Origin of the sequence: Kitasatospora sp. NPDC089913 (assembly GCF_044748625.1) — a bacterium.
In the GTDB taxonomy this organism is placed as follows: Bacteria; Actinomycetota; Actinomycetes; order Streptomycetales; family Streptomycetaceae; genus Kitasatospora.
Genome location: NZ_JBIVGI010000004.1, coordinates 125,799 through 142,695 on the forward strand (window position 1 = coordinate 125,799; position 16,897 = coordinate 142,695).

Consider the following 16,897-nt stretch of genomic DNA (forward strand, 5'->3'; position numbering starts at 1 on the left):
CTCGCCCGTCCTACCCGGTCCGTTCGGGTTCGACGGCGCTGAGCGGAGCGGCCAGTGACTCCAGGCTGCGCCGTTCGGCCTTGACGCCGATCGCCGCCTCGACCAGTCCGGCGAGCGTCATCAGGGTGGCGCCGATGCAGAAGGCCAGGGTGGTGTCGGAGACCTTTCCGCTGCCCACCAGGCCGTTGAAGAGCAACGGGCCGCTGATGCCGCCGACGGCGGTGCCGACGGCGTAGAAGAAGGCGATGCACATCGCCCTGGTCTCCAGCGGGAAGATCTCGCTGACCGTCAGGTAGGCAGAGCTGGCGCCCGCGGAGGCCAGGAACAGGACGGCCGTCCAGCAGGCGGTCATGGTCACGGCGGACAGGGAGCCCTGCTGGAAGAGCAGCGCGGTGCCGAACAGCAGCACACCGGAACCGATGTAGGTGCCGGCGATCATCGGCTTGCGCCCGACGGAGTCGAACAGGCCGCCCAGCAGCAGCGGACCGAGGAAGTTGCCGACCGCGATCACCGCGAAGTAGTACCCGGTGTCGCCCTCGGGGACGGCGAAGAACTTGGTGAGGATCACCGCGTAGCCGAAGGTCACCGCGTTGTAGAGGAAGGCCTGCCCGATGAACAGGGACAGGCCGAGCACGGTCCGGCGCGGATAGCGGGTCACGACCGTGCGGGCGATGGTGCCGAAGCCGAGCGGGCCGCGCTCGCGGATGCGGATCGGTCCGCCCTCGACGGGCGGCAGCTCGCGGCCGTACTCCTCCCGCACGATGCGTTCGGCCTCGGCCACCACCTCCTCGGCCTCCTCGGCCCGGCCGTGGGTGAACAGCCAGCGCGGACTCTCCGGGACGTGCCGGCGCACCAGCAGGATGACCAGGCCGAGGGCCACGCCGATGCCGAAGGCCAGCCGCCAGCCCAGGTCGGTCGCGAACAGGGCGGTGTTCAGCAGGGCGATCGAGGCGAAGGCGCCGATCGCCGCGCCGATCCAGAAGCTGCCGTTGATCACCAGATCGATCCGGCCGCGCACCCGGGCCGGGATCAGCTCGTCGATCGCGGAGTTGATCGCCGCGTACTCGCCGCCGATGCCGAATCCGGTGAAGAAGCGACAGAGGAAGAAGAACCAGGCGGACCACGAGAACGCGGTGACGGCGGTGGCCGCCAGGTACACGGCCAGGGTGATCATGAAGAGCTTCTTGCGGCCCAGCCGGTCGGTCAGCCAGCCGAAGAACAGCGCGCCGCTGCACGCCCCCGCGACGTAGACGGCGGCGGCGATCGTGGTGACCTGGGTGGTCGTGATGGTGATCCCGCTGCCGCTCTCCGCGAGCCGGGCCGCCATGTTGCCGACGATCGTGACCTCGAGGCCGTCGAGGATCCAGACCGTCCCCAGCCCGATCACGATCCGCCAGTGCCAGCGGGACCACGGCAGCCGGTCCAGCCGCGCGGGGACGTCGGTCTCGACGACCCCGTCGCCGGGGCGGTCCTGGGCGGGCGGCCGTTGCCGCACCTCTCGCCCCGCTCCCTCCACCGGGTCGGACATGGCGAACTCCTTCCCTCGCGCCGGTAGGACTCCCGGCGTCTGCCCGGATCCCGCACGACCACACCACACCACATCGCCCCGTTCGTCCGGCGCATCCCGCCCACCGGGCCTGCCGGTGTCCGGTTCCGGCAACTCGGCTGCCGGGTCTGGTGGTTGGGGATGCGGCGGGCCATGCTGGCGATGGGGGTGCGTTCACCCGGCCGGCCGGGTGAACGACCGGGTCCGCAGCGCCGGACACCGGGCCCCGTACTCGGCTCCGGACTTCGGAAAGGCCTGTTCCCCATGGACGAGACGCTGGATCGGTTCCTGCCCGTGTACGGGCACCGAGCGGTTCACGGGATCACTCTGGCGGCGCCGCCGGAGGAGGTCTGGGCGGCGCTGCAGAGGGTGACGCTGGCCGACCTTCCGCTGCCCCGGATGCTGCTGGCACTGCGGACGCTGCCCTCGCGCCTGCGGAACACGGGCCCCGACCTGCTGGACCGCTCGGTGCCCCTGGCGGAGCTGTTCCGCAGGGACGACCGCTGGGTGACCCTGGCCGACGAGCCGGGGCGGGCCCTGGTGCTCGGCCGGGTCGCGCGGTTCTGGAGCCCGGTGCCGCGGGAGCCGGCGCGACCGGGGGACGGCGCGGCGTTCGCCGCGTTCGCCGAGCCGGGCTGGGCGAAGGCGGTCATCTCGCACGAGGTGTTCGCCCACGGCAGCGGCTCGCGGCTGGTGACGGAGACTCGGATCCAGGGGACCGACGCGCGCGCGAGGCGACGGTTCGCGGCGTACTGGCTCCTGATCCGCCCGGGTGTCGGCCTCATCCGGCGCAGCGCCCTCGCCGCGGCGGGCCGCCACTGCGAGAGCGCCTGAGAATTGCGAGATCTTCGTCGGGACCCGTCCTCCCCGCACCCCGACGAGGGCCTTCCACCCCAGCGGCCGCTACTCGGCCAATGCCTCCACTTCCGGTACCGGGGACCGTATGTACCTGAGCGTCATCACCCCCTGCCTGCTGCCACCGTCCGCGGGCCCTGCTCCCGGGCCGTAGGGGTTCCGACCCGGGGCCCGCCGGAACGTGCGGGCTACCGGTCGGGGGCGGCGCCCTCGATGGCGGCGAGGAGGAGCGCGTGGACCGCCGCGGCCGCCTCCTGGGTGGCCGGGTCGGGGTCCTTCAGCTGGGGCGTGATCAGCTCGGCGGCCGCGGCGAGGAGCGGGACCGGCACGGTGGCCTCGCGCAGGTGGAGCAGCTGGGAGGCGGCGCGCTCACCGGGCGTGGCCCTGGTTCGGGCGTCGGGGATCAGGGCGGTGAGGCCGCGGGGGAGGGGCTGGGTGCTGGTCACCCGGCCCATTCTTCCGGGTCGGGGCCGGTGTCGATCACCACAGCCGTCCGGCGGGTCCCCGGCCCGGGCCCTTCCCCGCTCCACCCCCCGTTTGCGACCTGACACCTTGAGCAGGTCGGCGCCGCCGCGGTCCGCGGCGGCGCCGATAGCGGGCGCCGGAGAACCGGCCCGTCAGCCCGTGCGCCGCCCGCCCGTCCCGAGCCGCCGTCCGGACGGGAGTGTCCGTTCGAGGGCGAGCATCGCGGCGGCGACCTCGTCGACCGCCGCGTCGGGGATCGCGATCGCGGCGTGGTCGAGGACGAGCAGTCGGGCGTCCGGGATCTCGTGGGCGAGGGCCGCGCCGTTGCCGAGGGGGAAGAGCGGGTCGTGGCGGCCGTGGACGACCAGGGTGGGGAGGTCGAGCGTGGGCAGGCGCTCGCGCCAGCGGGGTCGGCAGTCGAGGCGGGCGAAGACCGTGCCCAGCTGGTTGGCGAGGTGGACCGCCGGGTCGCTGCCCGGGGTGCGGTCCCAGATGCGGGCGGCGGTGGCGCGGGCGGCGGCGGGGTCGTCGCCGCGGATGCTCGCGCCGGTGGCGGCGAACTCCGCGACCGCCTCCCGGTCGGTCCAGTCCGGCATTGGGCGGGCGAACAATCGGCCCATGGTCGCCCGGTCGTGGTCGGGGAGGTCGTCGTCGGGAGGACCGGGGGCGACGGCGCGGGTGCCGGCCAGGGTGAGGGCGGAGAACGCGTCGGGGTGGTCGAGGGCGGCGACCTGGGCGACCATCCCGCCGACGCCGTTCCCCGCGAGGTGCGCGGGCGCCGCGCCCAGGGCGCGGGCGAGGGCGGCGGCGTCGGCGGCCAGGTCGCGCAGGGTGTAGGCGGGCGCCTGCGGGTCCACCGTCGCCGACTCGCCGCTGTCGCGCAGGTCGTAGCGCACCACGCGGCGCCCGCCGGCGGCGAGGCGTTCGCAGAGCGCGTCGGGCCAGGAGAGCATGGTCGGCCCGCCCGCGAGCAGGAGGAGCGGCGCGTCGTGGTCGCCGAAGGACTCGATGCCGAGGACGGTGCCGTTGACGGCGACGGTGGCCATCTCAGGTCACCGGCCGTTGCTGGTGCCGCCGGTGCCGCTGCCACCGTCGTTGCCGCTGCCGTTGCCGTTTCCGCTGCCACCGTCGTTGCCGCTGCCGTTGTCGCCGTCGCGCCCCAGCCCCCGGTCCGGCGCGCTCATGTCGCCCGTCGCCGGGGTGCCGTCGGTGCGGGCGTAGCGCAGGTAGACGGTGCCCTCCGGTCCGGCGACCGGCGGCTCGAGGAGGGCGAGGTTGGTGGGAACGGCGCCGCCGTCGAACACCTTCTTCCCGACGCCGAGCACGATCGGGTGCACCCAGAGGTCGAGGCGGTCGAACAGCCGCTCCCGCAGCAGCGTCTGCACCAGGTCGAGGCTGCCGACGACCTTCACGTTCTCGTGCCGGTCACGGATCTCGCGCACGGCGGCGGCCAGGTCCGGGCCGAGCTGCGTGGAGCCGTCCCAGGGGAGGTCCGGCGTGCCGCGGGAGGCCACGTACTTCGGGACGCGGTTGAACAGCTCGGCGATCTCGCCGTCCTTCTGGTGCGGCCAGTACGCGGCGAAGATGTCGTACGTCCGCCGGCCGAGCAGCAGGGCGTCCGTGCCCTCGTACGCGGCGACGATCTGCGCCCCGGTGACCTCGTTCAGCAGGGGCGCCTGCCAGCCCCCGAACGGGAACCCGACCGGGTCCTCGTCCGGTCCGCCGGGCGCCTGCGCGACGAGGTCGAGGGTGGCGAACAGTTCGATCTGGACGATTCCCATGGTCCGTACTCCCGGTGTGTGCGGTGCGGTTGTCCCTTCGAGATGTAGACCGGCCGGGACCGGAAAACTCATCGCCACGCCGGTGGTCGATTTTCCGCACCCGCGGGCCGGCCGGCCGCGCACAGCTCGGCGCGGCCGACCGGACCGCCGCCACCGGTGTCAGCCCGGGACCGGTACGGCGGCGAACTGGCGGGCGAGGTAGTCGAACCAGGTCCGGTGGAAGGCTGTGGCCAGCCGGGAGTCGGGAGCGATGAGGTCGAACGCGTGGTAGGCACCGGGGTAGAGGTGGAGCTCGACCGGGACGCCCTGGGCCCGCAGGCGGGTGGCGTAGTCGAGGTCCTCGTCCCGGAAGCAGTCGAGGTCACCGACGGTGATGAAGGTGGGCGGCAGGTCGGCGAGGTCGTCGGCGCGGGAGGGGGCCGAGTACGGGCACACGTCCTCGGTGCCGGTGCGGTCGCCCAGGATCGCCTGCCAGGCCAGCAGGTTGGTCGAACGGTCCCAGATACCGATGTCGGTGATCTCGTGACTCGACGCGGTCCGGTTGCGGTCGTCGAGCATGGGATACGTCAGCGACTGGAACAGCGGTGCCGCGCCGCCGCGGTCGCGGACCAGGAGGGCCGTGGCGGCCGCGATCCCGCCGCCCCCGCTCTGGCCGGCGATGCCGATGCGGGCGCCGTCCAGGCCCAGGGCGTCGGCCTCGCGGCAGAGCCACTGGTAGGCGGTGAAACCGTCCTCGGCGGCGCCGGGGGCGGGCGTCTCCGGGGCGAGCCGGTAGTCGACCGCGGCGACGACGCAGCCGAGGGCCGCCGCCAGCCTGGTCAGCCACGGCTCGTCCTGGGCGGCGAAGCCGAGCACCTGACCGCCGCCGTGGAACCAGAGCAGGACCGGCAGGGGCCCGGGCGCGGTGGTGGGGCGCAGCAGGCGGACGGCCACCGGCACGTCGGGGCCGTGCGCCCGGTCCGCCCGGCTCGCGAGGTGTTCCTCGACGGTGACCGACGGGTCGGCGGGCGAGCTGTCGGCGGCGGCCTCGGCCTGGGCGCGGAAGGCCGCGCGCGTCGTGGCCAGGTCGGTCAGGTCGAACGCTCCGTTGGGGGTCATCGGGACCGCGTCGAGGGCCAGGCTCAGCTCCTGGTCCATCCGCCGACGGGAATCGGGCCGACGGGAATCGGGCCGAGGGGCATCGGGCCGACGGGAATCGTGGGTGCAGCTGTCATACGTGCGGGGATCGGCCATGGTCGTGACTGCTTTCGGGGAGTGGGAGCTCGTCGGGAGCGACGGATTCAGGCGCTGAACGAGTCGATGACGACGACACCGGTCGGTCCGTACGTCTCCAGGGACTCCAGGACCTCGCTCGCCTCGTGGAGGCCGACGGTGCGCGAGACGATCCGGCCGGGGGCGAGCCGGCTGGCGGCGATCATGTTCAACATGGTGCCGAAGCGCTGGCCCTGCATGCCGAAAGCGCTCACGAACTCCAGCTCCTTGACCATCATGACGTCGATCGGCAGGGCGACGTCGCCCTGTTCGGCGGCGGTGGTGTGCCCGAGCTGGAGGTGGCGGCCGCGGGTGCGCAGGGAGAGTACGGAGTTGCGGCAGGCGGCGGCGATGCCGACGGCGTCGACCGACACCTGGGCGCCGCCGCCGGTGAGGGTCTTCACGGCCTCGACGGGGTCGGTCGCGGCGGCGTTCACGGTGTGGACCGCGCCGAGCGCGCGGGCGGCGTCCAGCTTGTCGTCCGTGATGTCGATCGCGATGACGTTGGCACCCGTCGCCGCGGCGATCTCCACCGTCGACAGGCCCGTGCCGCCCCCGGCGCCGTACACCGCGACCCACTCGCCGCCGCGGACCCGGGCCTGGTCGACGACCCCGTGGAAGGCCGTCATGTAGCGGCAGGCCAGCGCGGCGACGTCGGTGAAGCCGACCCCCTCGGGCACCTCGACCAGGTTGACGTCGGCGAAGCGGACCATCACGTACTCGGCGAAGGCGCCCCAGTACGAGACCCCGGGCACCAGCGCGTCGACATGGTCGCAGACGTGCTGGTTGCCACTGCGGCACGGTTCGCAGGAGCCCTCGCCGGGGTTCATCGGGAAGATGACACGAGCGCCCTCCTTCCACCCCCGGACGTCGCGGCCGACCTCCACGACGGTGCCGGCGAACTCGTGGCCGAGCACGAACGGGGCCTCCACCCGCGGTCCGCCGGTCCAGAACTGCCCGGCCCACAGCGCCCAGTCGGTCCGGCAGATGCCGTTCGCCCCGACCTTCACGATCGCTCCGTCCGGCGGGCAGACGGGGTCGGGCACATCGCGGAGGACGAGCGGCCGGTGGAGTTCCTCGATGACTGCGGCGCGCACGGCGCCACCTCCTCGTACTGGGGGGTGAAGACGCGTGAAGCGGGAGACCGCCACGCAAAGTCCACCGGTTCAAGTGGTGGACCTGGAACGTAGACGCTTGTTCGGAACGATGTCAACCGCATAGAGTGGTGGACATGGAAGGCGAACCCAAGGACCCGACCCCGTCCCCGGCCGGCGCGGGAAGTGCGGGCAGTGCAGGTGGAACAGGCGCTGCGGACGGAACCCGGGAGGGACGTCAACGCGCCAAGAGCGACTTCCGCTTCGACGACGCGCGGCTGTGCTTCGCCTTCGCCGGCACCCTGGCCGACCGCGGCACCGGCACGCCCTTCGAACGGCTGCTCCGGCCCGAGGACTTGAGCCGCTGGGCGGTGGAGAGCGCCTGCACCACGGCCGCACCGCCCTGCACCGGGGCCGACCTCGATCGGGCCCGACACCTCCGCGAGGCGATCCACCGGACCGGCCGGGCACTGGCGGAGGCCGTCCCGCCCGCCCCGGAGGACATCGCGCTGGTCAACCGCGCCGCCGCCGAGCCGCCCTCGATGCCCGAACTCGCCCCGGACGCCGGCACCGTGCGCTGGCACGGCGACGGGATCACAGCGGTGCTCTCCATGGTCGCCCGGGACCTGATCTCCCTCTGCGCCTCCGAGCACCGCGCCCACGTCCGCCTGTGCGGGAACCCCGACTGCGCAGTCCCCTTCGTCGACACCTCCCGTGCCAGCGCCCGCCGTTGGTGCTCCATGAAGACCTGCGGCGCCCTCGCCAAGAAGCGCGCCTACCGCGCGAGGCGGCAGTCACCGGCCCAGTGAGGCGCTCCCGGCTCCCGGGTCCCGGGTCCCGGGTGGCGGGTCCCGGCCACCGGTCACCGGGCGGCGGGTCCCGGCCACCGGTCACCGGGCGGCGGGCGGCGGTGCGGCTCCGCCCGATGCGGAACCCGACCGAACGGCACAGGATCAGCGCGTCCCGCGGATCGTCGGCCCGGCGGCCGAACCTGCGGAGGAGCGCCGCCCTGCCGGGTGGTGCGGGGGCCTTCAGCGGGCGTGGAACCAGGTGTACGGTTTCGGCGTGCGGCCTTCCGGCGGTGCGGGACGTCACGTTCGGTTCGGGGGGAGCCCACCCGCCGTCGGCGGTGCTCGTTCCTTCCGTGCGCGGTGAGAGGGGGCAGGGTGAAAGTCCCATGACGGGCGCTGCCGTCCCGCGAACGCGGTGGATCGCCCGCCCCGACGCGGTCCTGCGTGGCGAGGAGGTCGGTGCCGGACCGACCTACGTCCTGCTCCACGCCGGCGGCGAACGCCGTCACGTGTGGGCGCCGGTCAGCGAGGCCCTCGTCGACGCCGGATTCCGCTGCGTGGCCTTCGACCAGCGAGGTCATGGTGACAGCGACGGCGACGCCCGAACGCTGGCGGCGTGCGCGGAGGACGTCGCCGCCGTGGTGTGCGGCGAGCCGTCGGGCTGCGTGGTCGTCGGCGCTTCGCTGGGCGGACTCGCCGCCGTGGCCGCCCTCACCGATCCGGCCGTGCGAGCGAGGGTGGCAGGGCTGGTACTGGTCGACGTCGTCCCCTGTCTCGACGCCCCCCGGGTCCGCGCCTTCCTCGCCGCCGGCGGCCTGGCCGGCGCATACGCGGAACTCGTCGAGGACATCCTCGCCCATGTGCCCGTGCTCCGGCAGGTCACCGCGGAGCTAGACCTGCCCGTCCTGCTCGTCCACGGTGGTACCGGATCGTCGGTCGGCGCCGAGGACATCGACGAGTTGCTGCGGCTGGCTCCGCACACCACGGTCCTGCCCGTCCGCGACGCCGGACACCTCATCGCCCGCGAGCAGCCTGCGGCGCTGGCCCGGACCGTCATCGCCGCCACCGCCGCCTGGCACGGCGCGCGGTAACGAGCGCGCCGTCCAGGGGCCTTGTCCCTTCCGCTACCGACGGCCGGGTGCCGTGCGGGCAGTTCCGGAGCGCGGGAGGGGCAGAACGGTGGGGGCGGACGGGCAGCGCGGCAGGGCGGGCCGGGTCGGGAGAACCCGTCCGGTGGCGTCGAGGTGAAGCGTTCCCGCAGGTCAGGAGGGGTGACGTCGGCCAGGTGCGGGCCGGATCGGGAGCGCAGGGGCGTCGGGCGGAGCCGGGAGTGGGCCGCAGTACTGTCCGGCGGGGTTCCGACGGTGCTGCCGGGCGATCCCGCACATCCGTACGTCGTCCCCGGGGGATCTGCCATGTCGGCTCGCCGCACTCTGCTCGTTCCGGCCGCGCTCGTCGGCGTCCTCCTCGCGGCGAGCGGCTGCGGACCCGACGACCCCACCGGTCCGGGGCCGGCGCAGGCCGCGACCGGGACGCCGACGGCGGGCCCGACCGGCGCTCCGACCGGTGGCGCGACCGCTGCTCCGACCGGCGTTCCGGCCGGTGGCGCGACCGCTGCTCCGACCGGCGCTCCGGCCGCACCGCCGAAGACCACGGTGCCCACAGCGCCGACGGTGCCCACGGCGACGACGCCCTCCGGTGCGACGGCCGCGCCCGGCGGCGGAGGTGCCGATGATTCCTATGCCTACACCCACCCCTGTGACGCCAAGGACCTGGCGATACGGGTGACCACCCGCCCCGAGGCGCCGAGCCAGCGGGTGATCGAGGTCCGCAACCAGGGCGCGCGCTCCTGCGGCCTGAGCTACTTCCCGCTGGTCAGCGTGGGCGACTCGCACGCCGCCGACCGTGGCAAGGACATCCGGCCGCTGGTCCCGGGCGGGCTGGGCGGCCCGCCCGCCTACCCGGTCGGCGCGGGCAGGACGGCGTTCGCCGTGATCGACCTCAACCCCGGTGGCGGAACGGCCGCGTCCGCGAGCGGGGTCGACGAGCTGAACGTGGTGGCCGACGGCGACCACATGCCGACCGCCGAGGCCCGGAACTTCCCGCTCGGCTCCGGCGCGAAGGTGCGGGCGCCCAGGCTGGGCCTCTACCGGGCCACCGTCGCCGACGCGGTCGCCAGCGCCGCCACCGCGGACCAGAAGCAGGCGTAGCGGTCGTCGCGCTCAGCCGAGCGGGACGGCCTCGACGCGGGAGAGCAGCGGGACCAGCCGGAAGCCGGCCCGGCTCCCGGACGGGAACCCCACCTGAACGACCGGCCGCCCGTACGAGCCGTGGGTCTGCCGGCCTGTCCGCCGCGCTGCCTGCCCCGGCCCGGGCCCGGTTGGTAGGTTCGTTCACCCGGACGCACTGACGACGGACACGGACCCAAAGGAGCGGCATGGGCGTCTTCCGCAAGCTCACCTCGATGGGCACGTTCGGCCTGGTCGACTTCCGCAGCGACAAGGAACGGATCGCCAGGAACACCAGGCGGACCGTCAAGGAACTGCGGAAGCAGACGAAGCTGATGAAGGAAGCGCGGAAGCGCGGCAGGTAGCCGGAGTCCCGGGCGAGGAGCAGGGGCAAGCGGCTCGGGGCAAGAGTCCCGGGCAGGGCGTGTCCCGGGGCGGGTCGTTCGTCCACGGGCCTATGGTGCTGGGTGTTCCCGCCCAGGCTCTCCCGGAGGACACCGATGGCCGTTCCCGCGCTGGACCACTCGACGACCCGCTACTCCCTGCAGCACGCCTACTGGATGGCGCGCGCGGCGGGCCTGGCGCCGCTGGAACGCGAGGCCATCGAGGAGCAGGCGCGGGCCTGGGGCTTCCAGGAGGTCAGGCACTTCGAGTCCAAGCACGCCATGCCGTTCCCGATCGAGGACACCCAGGCCTACGTCATGGCCGGTGACCGCATGATCGTCGTCGGGTTCCGCGGCACCGAGGTGCTCAAGATCTACGACTGGCTCACCGACGTGAACACCCCGCCGGTCCCCGGACCGGCGAACAAGGGCTTCGTGCACTACGGCTTCCACCAGGCCCTGCAGTCCGTCTACCCCGGGATCCGCGACACCGTGAAGGAACTGCGTACCGGGAACCAGAGCATCTGGTTCACCGGGCACAGTCTCGGCGGCGCCCTCGCGATGCTGGCCGGCAGCAGGTTCTACTTCGAGGAGCCGCGGCTCCTGCCGGACGGCATCTACACCTTCGGCCAGCCCCGGACGTGCGAGCGCCAGCTCGCCGCCGCCCACAACACGGCCTTCCGGCAGCGCTGCTACCGCTTCGTCAACAACAACGACATCGTGCCCCACCTGCCGCCCGGTCCGTTCTTCACCCACGTCGACACGCTGCGCTACTTCGACGCGGGCGGTCACCTCCACGAGTCCATGCCGCTCGTGGCGGGGCTGAAGGACCGGGCCAAGGGCTTCGCGACCGACCTGCTGGCCCCGGAGACGGACGCCGTCAGGGACCACCACCTGCCCAACTACCTGGCCGCGTTCGAGAAGAGCCTCGCCGCATCGGGCTGAGGGCGGAATGCCGAGCGCCGAGTGCCGGACGACGCCTGCGGCTCGCCGCCGGGTACGCCTGTCACCCCGGCCACAGGCGTCGCCACCGGGGTCGCCGCCGGTGTCCGGCGGGAGTCGCGTCCTCGGGCGGACGGGACTTCCGGAGCGGGGCGGTTTCGAGCAAGCCGGTGAGATGCGCGCCCAGGCCGAGCGAGCCCACCGCGACAATGGCCAGGCCGGCGTTGCGCGCGGTGGCGTCGGGCGGCCCGGGAGGCGGGCCCAGGCGGGACCGGGCCGCTCCCGACGGGTCCACGGTGACGACGGTCTGCTCGCCGGTCCGCGGCGTCCAGTCACCCAGCTCCACGTTCCCGTGGCGACTGCCGTCGGGAAGGCGTACCTCGACGGTGGTGGAGGAGTTCTGGTCGCCCTTCCGCACCTTGACGACCACGGCGGGCACGGTCGTGCCCCGGTCGTGGAGCGCCTGTTGGTCGGCCATCGACACGCAGTACTCCTCGAAGACCAGCCAGCCGACCGCGAACACGGCCAACGACGCCGCTGACACCCTCCACCACGCGGGGTGGTAGGCCACGCCGGCCGCCGCCCCGAGAAGGAGGGCCGCCGCACCCGCCAGCATGACAACGATGCCGATCACATGGAGGTGGGCCCAGTGGTAGACCATCCACATCGACAGCCACCCCACGCCGGCGACCACGCCCGTCATGAGCGCGGCGAGGCCTGTCGCGGTCACGCCGCGCAGCATGATCCGGCCCCGTAGTGGCACTCTGCGCCCCTCCGCCCCTGCCGCCACGCCCACCCCCGGCTCGTCGAACCCCGCCCGCTCGCAGACCTGTTGTCCCGATCCAGCGTGCAGGCGCGGGCCGCCCGGCGACAAGAGCAGTGCCGCCGCGACCGTCGGCGGCGTGGTCGAGCACCTGGCCCACCACCTCGCGCCGCATACGGGTGTCGGTCGCACGCTCCACTCCACCGGCGCGGGCACCGCGTCGTCCTCGGAGACGAAGCCGGCCGCTTCCCGGGAGCGGAAATCCGCAGCACCCACCACGAACCCCGACTGCGGCACCGTCAGCACTCCTCCACCACCGGGGCCACTCCGCGGGGGACCGAACCGATCAGCGCCCGACCGGTCGGACGAGCCGTCCGTCGGCACCCGACCCGGCGCCCGGAACGCCAGGAGAACGTCAACCTGCCGTCATGGAGGTCCCGCTCCGGGGCGCCGAGGATGGGGGACAACGGCAGGGCGCGACCAGGGACCGTCCCGGCACCCGCCGTCCGGCCCGCAGGAGGAAATCACCATGTTCATCGGCAGGAAGCTGACCGCGACCCTGGCGCTGCTCGGCGCCGTGGCCACGGGCGGAGTGGTGGCCGCCGCCCCGGCGGGAGCGGCTCCGCGCGCCGCCACCTCGCAGACCACCCTCGCGTCGGTGGGAATCCGGCTGAGCACCAGTCACGGTGTCGGTGTGTACGGGTACTACAACGTGAACAGCGCCAAGGTCGCGGCGGACCTCTTCCCGTCCTCGCACGACGGGATCGACGTCGACTGCTGGAGCGACTGGGGCCAGGACATCGGCTCCGGAAGCCTCTGGTACCACACCTACCGCGAGTACCACAACGACGCCGGATGGCAGCAGAGCGTGTACGGGTGGACCTACGCGGCATACGTGGACTACGGCGCCGCCAAGAGCCGCCTCCCCTTCTGCGGTTACTAGGGGTTGTCTGACAATTCCCGCCGCGCGCGCGACGCCGGGCATCCCGCCTGGACGCACCGCCGAATCGTCCAAGTACGTCCAGTACGAGGACGCTCCGGCGGCACGCCCAGCCGGGCGCCCAACGCCGCGCGCTGATGCGACGCGAATTGTCAGACAACCCCTAGGCCGCGCCGTCCCTGACCAGCACCCGGGTCGCCCACTGACCGGGAACGGCACGGCCGGGCTGTGACACATCAACACCCGCCGCCGCCGGGGGACGGCGAGCGACAGACAGCGCCTGCGGCGAACCCCTGCGCGACCTCCGGCCCCACCCGGTGGAACGCGGGACGAACCGGCCGCCGTACGGGGGTCCCGGCCCACTCGACGAGTGTGCCGGCAACGGAACGGCCGCAGTCGAGGCGCCCGCCGTCGGGCCGCGTCGTCGCGAACCACTGTTCGCGACGACGCGGCCCGACTTCTCGTTCGAGGAAAGCCGATGGAGTCGGCGATTGCCGCGGTGCTGTTGATCGCGACAGGGAAGGCCGGTGTTCGCCCCCTCCGGGGAGACACCGTTGTGGGAGCGGCTCATCGGTGGGTAAGTGACGGCTGGTTGAGGTGGGCCCGGTCAGGTGCGGCGGGTGACGGCGACGCCGGCGAGGCAGAGGGCGCCGCCGGCGAGGGTGAGGAGAGCGGGGGTTTCGCCGAGGAGGAGCCAGGCCATGGCGACGACGAGGGCGGGGACGGAGTAGGTGGTGGCGCCCATGCGGGCAGCGGTGGTGCGGGAGAGGGCGTAGGCCCAGGTGGTGAAGGCCAGGGCGGTGGGGAACAGGCCGAGGTAGACCACGTCGAGGGTGGAGGACAGGGGGGCGGCGGAGAGGTCCGAGACCAGCTGGGGGGCGAACGGGAGGCAGGCGACGGCGCCGATCAGGCAGCCGAAGGTCGTCACCTGGAGGGCGGTGGCGTGCCGCAGGGCGGGCTTCTGGGCGACCACGCCCGCCGCGTAGGCGACGGCCGCGAGCAGGCACAGGCCGATGCCGGTCACCGAGCTGCCCTCGCCGCCCGACATGGAGAGGCCGACGACGATCACGCCGGTCAGGGAGACGGCCATCCCGGCGAGCAGCTTGGACGGGAGGCCCTCGCGCAGCAGCCAGCCGCCCAGCAGGGCGATCAGGACCGGGCCGATGCCGATCAGCATCGCCGCCGTGCCCGCCTCGACCTCCTTCTCGCCCCAGTTCAGGGCGACCATGTAGAGGCCGAACCAGAGCAGGCCCGAGACGGCGATGCCCGGCCAGGCGGCGCGCGGGGGCAGGCCCTCCCGGCGGTAGGCCAGCAGGCCGAGCAGGGCGACCGTGCCCACCAGCAGGCGGCCGAGCGCCAGGGATCCGGGGCCGAAGTGTCCGTTCGCGCTGCGGATCGCCACGAAGGCGGATGCCCACAGCACCACCGTCGTCGAGGCCGCCGCCAGTGCCTTGCCGTCCCTCGGGGCCACGCCCGCCGCTGAGATGCTCATGAGGGAGAACCTATGGTGCCGAGGTTTCGGCCCGCACCGAAATAACGGCCTCAGCCGCCGCCGAGCACGACGTCGGCGACCAGGCGGGCCACCGCCTCGGGCTGCTCCACCATCACCATGTGCCCGCTGTCGGGGACCTCCACCAGGGTGGCGGAGGGGCAGGCCTCGAGGGCGGCGCGCTCGGTGTCGGTGAGCCCGACCTCGTCCCGGTCGCCGCGCACCACCCAGGCGCGGGCACCGGACTCGCACAGCCGGGGGACGAGGTTGCCGTGCCGGTCGAGGTAGGCGAAGTACTCGGCGATGGCGCGGTTGCAGAACGACGGGGAGTTGCGCTTCAGATCGGCGACGAGCTCCGCCCGGCGCCGTTCCGGGAAGCCCTCGGCCAGGATCTTCGGCGTCATCCACAGCATGACCGGCCAGACCAGGGCGCCCAGCCCCGGGACCCGCCCGAGTGCCGAGGCGACCGCGAGCGCCTTGGACTCGTCCGGCCGGGAGAACGTGGGGGAGAGCAGTACCACCGGCCCGGAGAAGTGTCCGCCGGCCACCATCTCCAGCGCGATGTTGGCGCCGATGCTGTGGCCCACCACGGCCGTGCAGCCGCGTTCGGCCGCGAAGGTGCCGGTGATCGCCGCGTAGTTCTCGATCGACACGTCCACGGGCGCGATCGTGCCGGCGTGGCCGGGGACGGTCGCCGCGATCAGCCGGACCGGTGCGTCGGCGAGTGCGGGGGCGGCCGTCACGTCGGCGAAGAAGGTCGTGCCGCACATCCCGCCGGGCAGGAGGAGGACCCGGTGCGGGGCGTCGGGCGGACCGGACTCCCGTACGTCCCAGGCGTGGAACTGCGCGGCACCGACCATGGTTCGTCCCTCCGGGCTCGTACGACGAACCGCATTGTCGCGTGCCGCGCCGAAACGGTCGGTGACCTTGGGCCGGGCGTGGCATGTCGGGCCGTGCGCGGGCGGGCGGGAATATTCGGTTGCGCCGATCTCGGAAGTCGCTAAGCTCTCACTCGTTCGCGCCGCGGGGCTCCCGTGGCGTGGGGACCGACGTGGAGAAGCAGAGGAGGTGCGTTTCGATGGTCGCCGCCGTGTCGCGGCGCGCCTTGGTGTGCGCGCCATACGCCTCTTCCTCTCGTCTTTCGCCCACCGGCTGACGACGCCTCTCGACTGGCGCAACGGTGGGCTGTTCCCCAGGAGCCACCGCAGTGCGCGAGCGCTTTTCCGAGACCGATTCCTTCTCCCGTATCCGCGCCAAGGGCGCACCCCGTCGTGGCCGCCGCTCCGAGCGGTTCGACGACCACGAGCCCGAGGTCGTGTTCCGGTTCGACGACCACGGGGCCTACGCCGTCGCCGGTGACGAGTACGCCGACTTCGACGCCGAGCAGCACGACGGCCACGACGGCCATGACGGCGAGTACGAGAACCACGGCGACAGCCACGACAGTTACGACGACTACGACAGCTACGACGACAACCCCGACGGCGGCCCGGCCGAGGGCGACCGTTGGTCGACCTGGGACCGGTCCACCCCCACCGAGAAGGGGCCCGAGCCGCGCCCCGACTGGGTGGTGACCGAACTCGCGGCCGTGGACACCGAATTCGGGCTGGTGAAGACCGGCAAGGAGGCGGACGTGTTCCTGCTGGAGCGCGGGGTGCCGGGCACGGACCGCCGCACCCTGATGGCGGCCAAGCGCTACCGCGACTCCCAGCACCGGATGTTCCACCGCGACTCCGGCTACCTGGAGGGGCGGCGGCACAAGGAGTCCCGGATCGCCCGGGCGATGGCCAAGCGGACCGCGTTCGGCAAGGAGGCCATCGCCGCGCAGTGGGCCGGCGCCGAGTTCACCGCGCTGTGCCGGCTGTACTCGGCCGGGGTGGCCGTTCCCTACCCGGTGCAGATCCTGGGCACGGAGATCCTGATGGAGTTCGTCGGCGACGAGAGCGGCGCCGCGGCGCCCCGGCTCGCGCAGCTGCGCGCGGAGGAGGCGGACGTCGAGGACCTGTGGGAGCAGCTGGGGCGGAGCCTGTCGTTGCTCGCGGTCGACGGCTACGCGCACGGGGATCTCTCGGCGTACAACATCCTGGTCCACGAAGGGCGGCTGGTGATCATCGATGTGCCGCAGATCGTGGACGTCGTCGCGAATCCCCGTGGCCGTTCGTTCCTGGAGCGGGACGTGCGCAACGTCGGCGCCTGGTTCGTCTCCCGGGGCCTGCCGGAACGGCGGGTCGGCGAGCTGGTCGAGTCCCTGGAGTTCGACGCCCGGCTGGGGTGACGGGCGTCGGGGGGGGGGGGGGGGGGGGGCCCCCCCCCCCCCCCCCCCCCCCCCCCGCCCCCCCCCCCCCCCCCCGCGCCCCCCCCCCCCGCCG

General features: G+C 73.5%; 17 protein-coding genes. 8 read left to right on the top strand and 9 right to left on the bottom strand.

Annotated elements, in window-relative coordinates; genetic code table 11:
- Window positions 1-10: 10 nt before the first annotated feature.
- Entirely contained in the window at window positions 11-1,528 is a 1,518-nt protein-coding gene (locus ACIPYS_RS08740) for an MFS transporter (protein ID WP_093858397.1), read from the bottom strand.
- A 282-nt stretch (window positions 1,529-1,810) separates the two neighbouring features.
- On the opposite strand from ACIPYS_RS08740, the gene ACIPYS_RS08745 reads away from it, so the two are divergent.
- On the top strand, window positions 1,811-2,380 hold the full coding sequence (locus ACIPYS_RS08745) for a hypothetical protein (protein WP_093858396.1): 570 nt from the start codon (window positions 1,811-1,813) through the stop codon (window positions 2,378-2,380).
- Window positions 2,381-2,589: 209 nt separating this feature from the next.
- Here ACIPYS_RS08745 and ACIPYS_RS08750 read toward each other — a convergent pair whose 3' ends face one another.
- From ACIPYS_RS08750 to ACIPYS_RS08770, 5 genes are all read right to left on the bottom strand, one after another.
- On the bottom strand, window positions 2,590-2,847 hold the full coding sequence (locus ACIPYS_RS08750) for a hypothetical protein (RefSeq protein ID WP_159424728.1): 258 nt from the start codon (window positions 2,845-2,847) through the stop codon (window positions 2,590-2,592).
- A 171-nt stretch (window positions 2,848-3,018) separates the two neighbouring features.
- Entirely contained in the window at window positions 3,019-3,912 is an 894-nt protein-coding gene (locus ACIPYS_RS08755; protein ID WP_093858394.1) for an alpha/beta fold hydrolase, read from the bottom strand.
- A gap of 6 nt (window positions 3,913-3,918) precedes the next feature.
- Window positions 3,919-4,647 (bottom strand): dihydrofolate reductase family protein, encoded by a 729-nt coding sequence (locus tag ACIPYS_RS08760; RefSeq protein ID WP_400744870.1) that lies wholly within the window; start codon window positions 4,645-4,647, stop codon window positions 3,919-3,921.
- 159 nt (window positions 4,648-4,806) lie between these two features.
- On the bottom strand, window positions 4,807-5,784 hold the full coding sequence (locus ACIPYS_RS08765) for an alpha/beta hydrolase (protein ID WP_400744872.1): 978 nt from the start codon (window positions 5,782-5,784) through the stop codon (window positions 4,807-4,809).
- Between the two features lie 143 nt (window positions 5,785-5,927).
- Complete coding sequence (locus ACIPYS_RS08770; RefSeq protein ID WP_400744874.1) at window positions 5,928-6,995, bottom strand: alcohol dehydrogenase catalytic domain-containing protein; 1,068 nt, start codon at window positions 6,993-6,995, stop codon at window positions 5,928-5,930.
- A 134-nt stretch (window positions 6,996-7,129) separates the two neighbouring features.
- Between ACIPYS_RS08770 and ACIPYS_RS08775 the strand changes: the two genes are divergently transcribed.
- From ACIPYS_RS08775 to ACIPYS_RS08795, 5 genes are all read left to right on the top strand, one after another.
- A complete protein-coding gene (locus ACIPYS_RS08775; RefSeq protein ID WP_400744875.1) occupies window positions 7,130-7,801 on the top strand; it encodes a CGNR zinc finger domain-containing protein in 672 nt (223 codons plus the stop codon).
- A gap of 368 nt (window positions 7,802-8,169) precedes the next feature.
- Entirely contained in the window at window positions 8,170-8,874 is a 705-nt protein-coding gene (locus ACIPYS_RS08780; protein WP_400744877.1) for an alpha/beta fold hydrolase, read from the top strand.
- A 324-nt stretch (window positions 8,875-9,198) separates the two neighbouring features.
- Window positions 9,199-9,993, top strand: a complete 795-nt coding sequence (locus tag ACIPYS_RS08785; RefSeq protein ID WP_400744879.1) for a DUF4232 domain-containing protein — start codon at window positions 9,199-9,201, stop codon at window positions 9,991-9,993.
- A gap of 227 nt (window positions 9,994-10,220) precedes the next feature.
- Window positions 10,221-10,376 (top strand): hypothetical protein, encoded by a 156-nt coding sequence (locus tag ACIPYS_RS08790; protein WP_159424725.1) that lies wholly within the window; start codon window positions 10,221-10,223, stop codon window positions 10,374-10,376.
- 135 nt (window positions 10,377-10,511) lie between these two features.
- A complete protein-coding gene (locus ACIPYS_RS08795; protein WP_093858387.1) occupies window positions 10,512-11,339 on the top strand; it encodes a lipase family protein in 828 nt (275 codons plus the stop codon).
- A 61-nt stretch (window positions 11,340-11,400) separates the two neighbouring features.
- On the opposite strand, the gene ACIPYS_RS08800 is transcribed toward ACIPYS_RS08795, so the two are convergent.
- Complete coding sequence (locus ACIPYS_RS08800) at window positions 11,401-12,066, bottom strand: hypothetical protein (RefSeq protein WP_400744881.1); 666 nt, start codon at window positions 12,064-12,066, stop codon at window positions 11,401-11,403.
- A 562-nt stretch (window positions 12,067-12,628) separates the two neighbouring features.
- Between ACIPYS_RS08800 and ACIPYS_RS08805 the strand changes: the two genes are divergently transcribed.
- Window positions 12,629-13,042, top strand: coding sequence for a hypothetical protein (locus ACIPYS_RS08805; RefSeq protein WP_400744883.1), 414 nt, complete (start codon window positions 12,629-12,631; stop codon window positions 13,040-13,042).
- 604 nt (window positions 13,043-13,646) lie between these two features.
- Here the strand turns inward: ACIPYS_RS08805 and ACIPYS_RS08810 are convergent.
- Window positions 13,647-14,531: a DMT family transporter gene (locus ACIPYS_RS08810; protein WP_400744885.1), complete on the bottom strand. Its 885-nt coding sequence runs from the start codon at window positions 14,529-14,531 to the stop codon at window positions 13,647-13,649.
- A 50-nt stretch (window positions 14,532-14,581) separates the two neighbouring features.
- On the bottom strand, window positions 14,582-15,388 hold the full coding sequence (locus ACIPYS_RS08815) for an alpha/beta fold hydrolase (RefSeq protein ID WP_400744887.1): 807 nt from the start codon (window positions 15,386-15,388) through the stop codon (window positions 14,582-14,584).
- A gap of 347 nt (window positions 15,389-15,735) precedes the next feature.
- Between ACIPYS_RS08815 and ACIPYS_RS08820 the strand changes: the two genes are divergently transcribed.
- Window positions 15,736-16,803, top strand: a complete 1,068-nt coding sequence (locus ACIPYS_RS08820) for a serine protein kinase RIO (RefSeq protein WP_400744888.1) — start codon at window positions 15,736-15,738, stop codon at window positions 16,801-16,803.
- Window positions 16,804-16,897 lie beyond the last annotated feature (94 nt).

Bases quoted from the DNA above. Each gene is read 5' to 3' on its own strand.
- ACIPYS_RS08765 (WP_400744872.1), bottom strand. From the start codon at position 5,784: ATGGACCAGGAGCTGAGCCTGGCCCTCGACGCGGTCCCGATGACCCCC.
- ACIPYS_RS08795 (WP_093858387.1), top strand. From the start codon at position 10,512: ATGGCCGTTCCCGCGCTGGACCACTCGACGACCCGCTACTCCCTGCAG.
- ACIPYS_RS08745 (WP_093858396.1), top strand. From the start codon at position 1,811: ATGGACGAGACGCTGGATCGGTTCCTGCCCGTGTACGGGCACCGAGCG.
- ACIPYS_RS08790 (WP_159424725.1), top strand. From the start codon at position 10,221: ATGGGCGTCTTCCGCAAGCTCACCTCGATGGGCACGTTCGGCCTGGTC.
- ACIPYS_RS08810 (WP_400744885.1), bottom strand. From the start codon at position 14,531: ATGAGCATCTCAGCGGCGGGCGTGGCCCCGAGGGACGGCAAGGCACTG.
- ACIPYS_RS08775 (WP_400744875.1), top strand. From the start codon at position 7,130: ATGGAAGGCGAACCCAAGGACCCGACCCCGTCCCCGGCCGGCGCGGGA.
- ACIPYS_RS08785 (WP_400744879.1), top strand. From the start codon at position 9,199: ATGTCGGCTCGCCGCACTCTGCTCGTTCCGGCCGCGCTCGTCGGCGTC.
- ACIPYS_RS08780 (WP_400744877.1), top strand. From the start codon at position 8,170: ATGACGGGCGCTGCCGTCCCGCGAACGCGGTGGATCGCCCGCCCCGAC.
- ACIPYS_RS08760 (WP_400744870.1), bottom strand. From the start codon at position 4,647: ATGGGAATCGTCCAGATCGAACTGTTCGCCACCCTCGACCTCGTCGCG.
- ACIPYS_RS08815 (WP_400744887.1), bottom strand. From the start codon at position 15,388: ATGGTCGGTGCCGCGCAGTTCCACGCCTGGGACGTACGGGAGTCCGGT.
- ACIPYS_RS08805 (WP_400744883.1), top strand. From the start codon at position 12,629: ATGTTCATCGGCAGGAAGCTGACCGCGACCCTGGCGCTGCTCGGCGCC.
- ACIPYS_RS08755 (WP_093858394.1), bottom strand. From the start codon at position 3,912: ATGGCCACCGTCGCCGTCAACGGCACCGTCCTCGGCATCGAGTCCTTC.
- ACIPYS_RS08740 (WP_093858397.1), bottom strand. From the start codon at position 1,528: ATGTCCGACCCGGTGGAGGGAGCGGGGCGAGAGGTGCGGCAACGGCCG.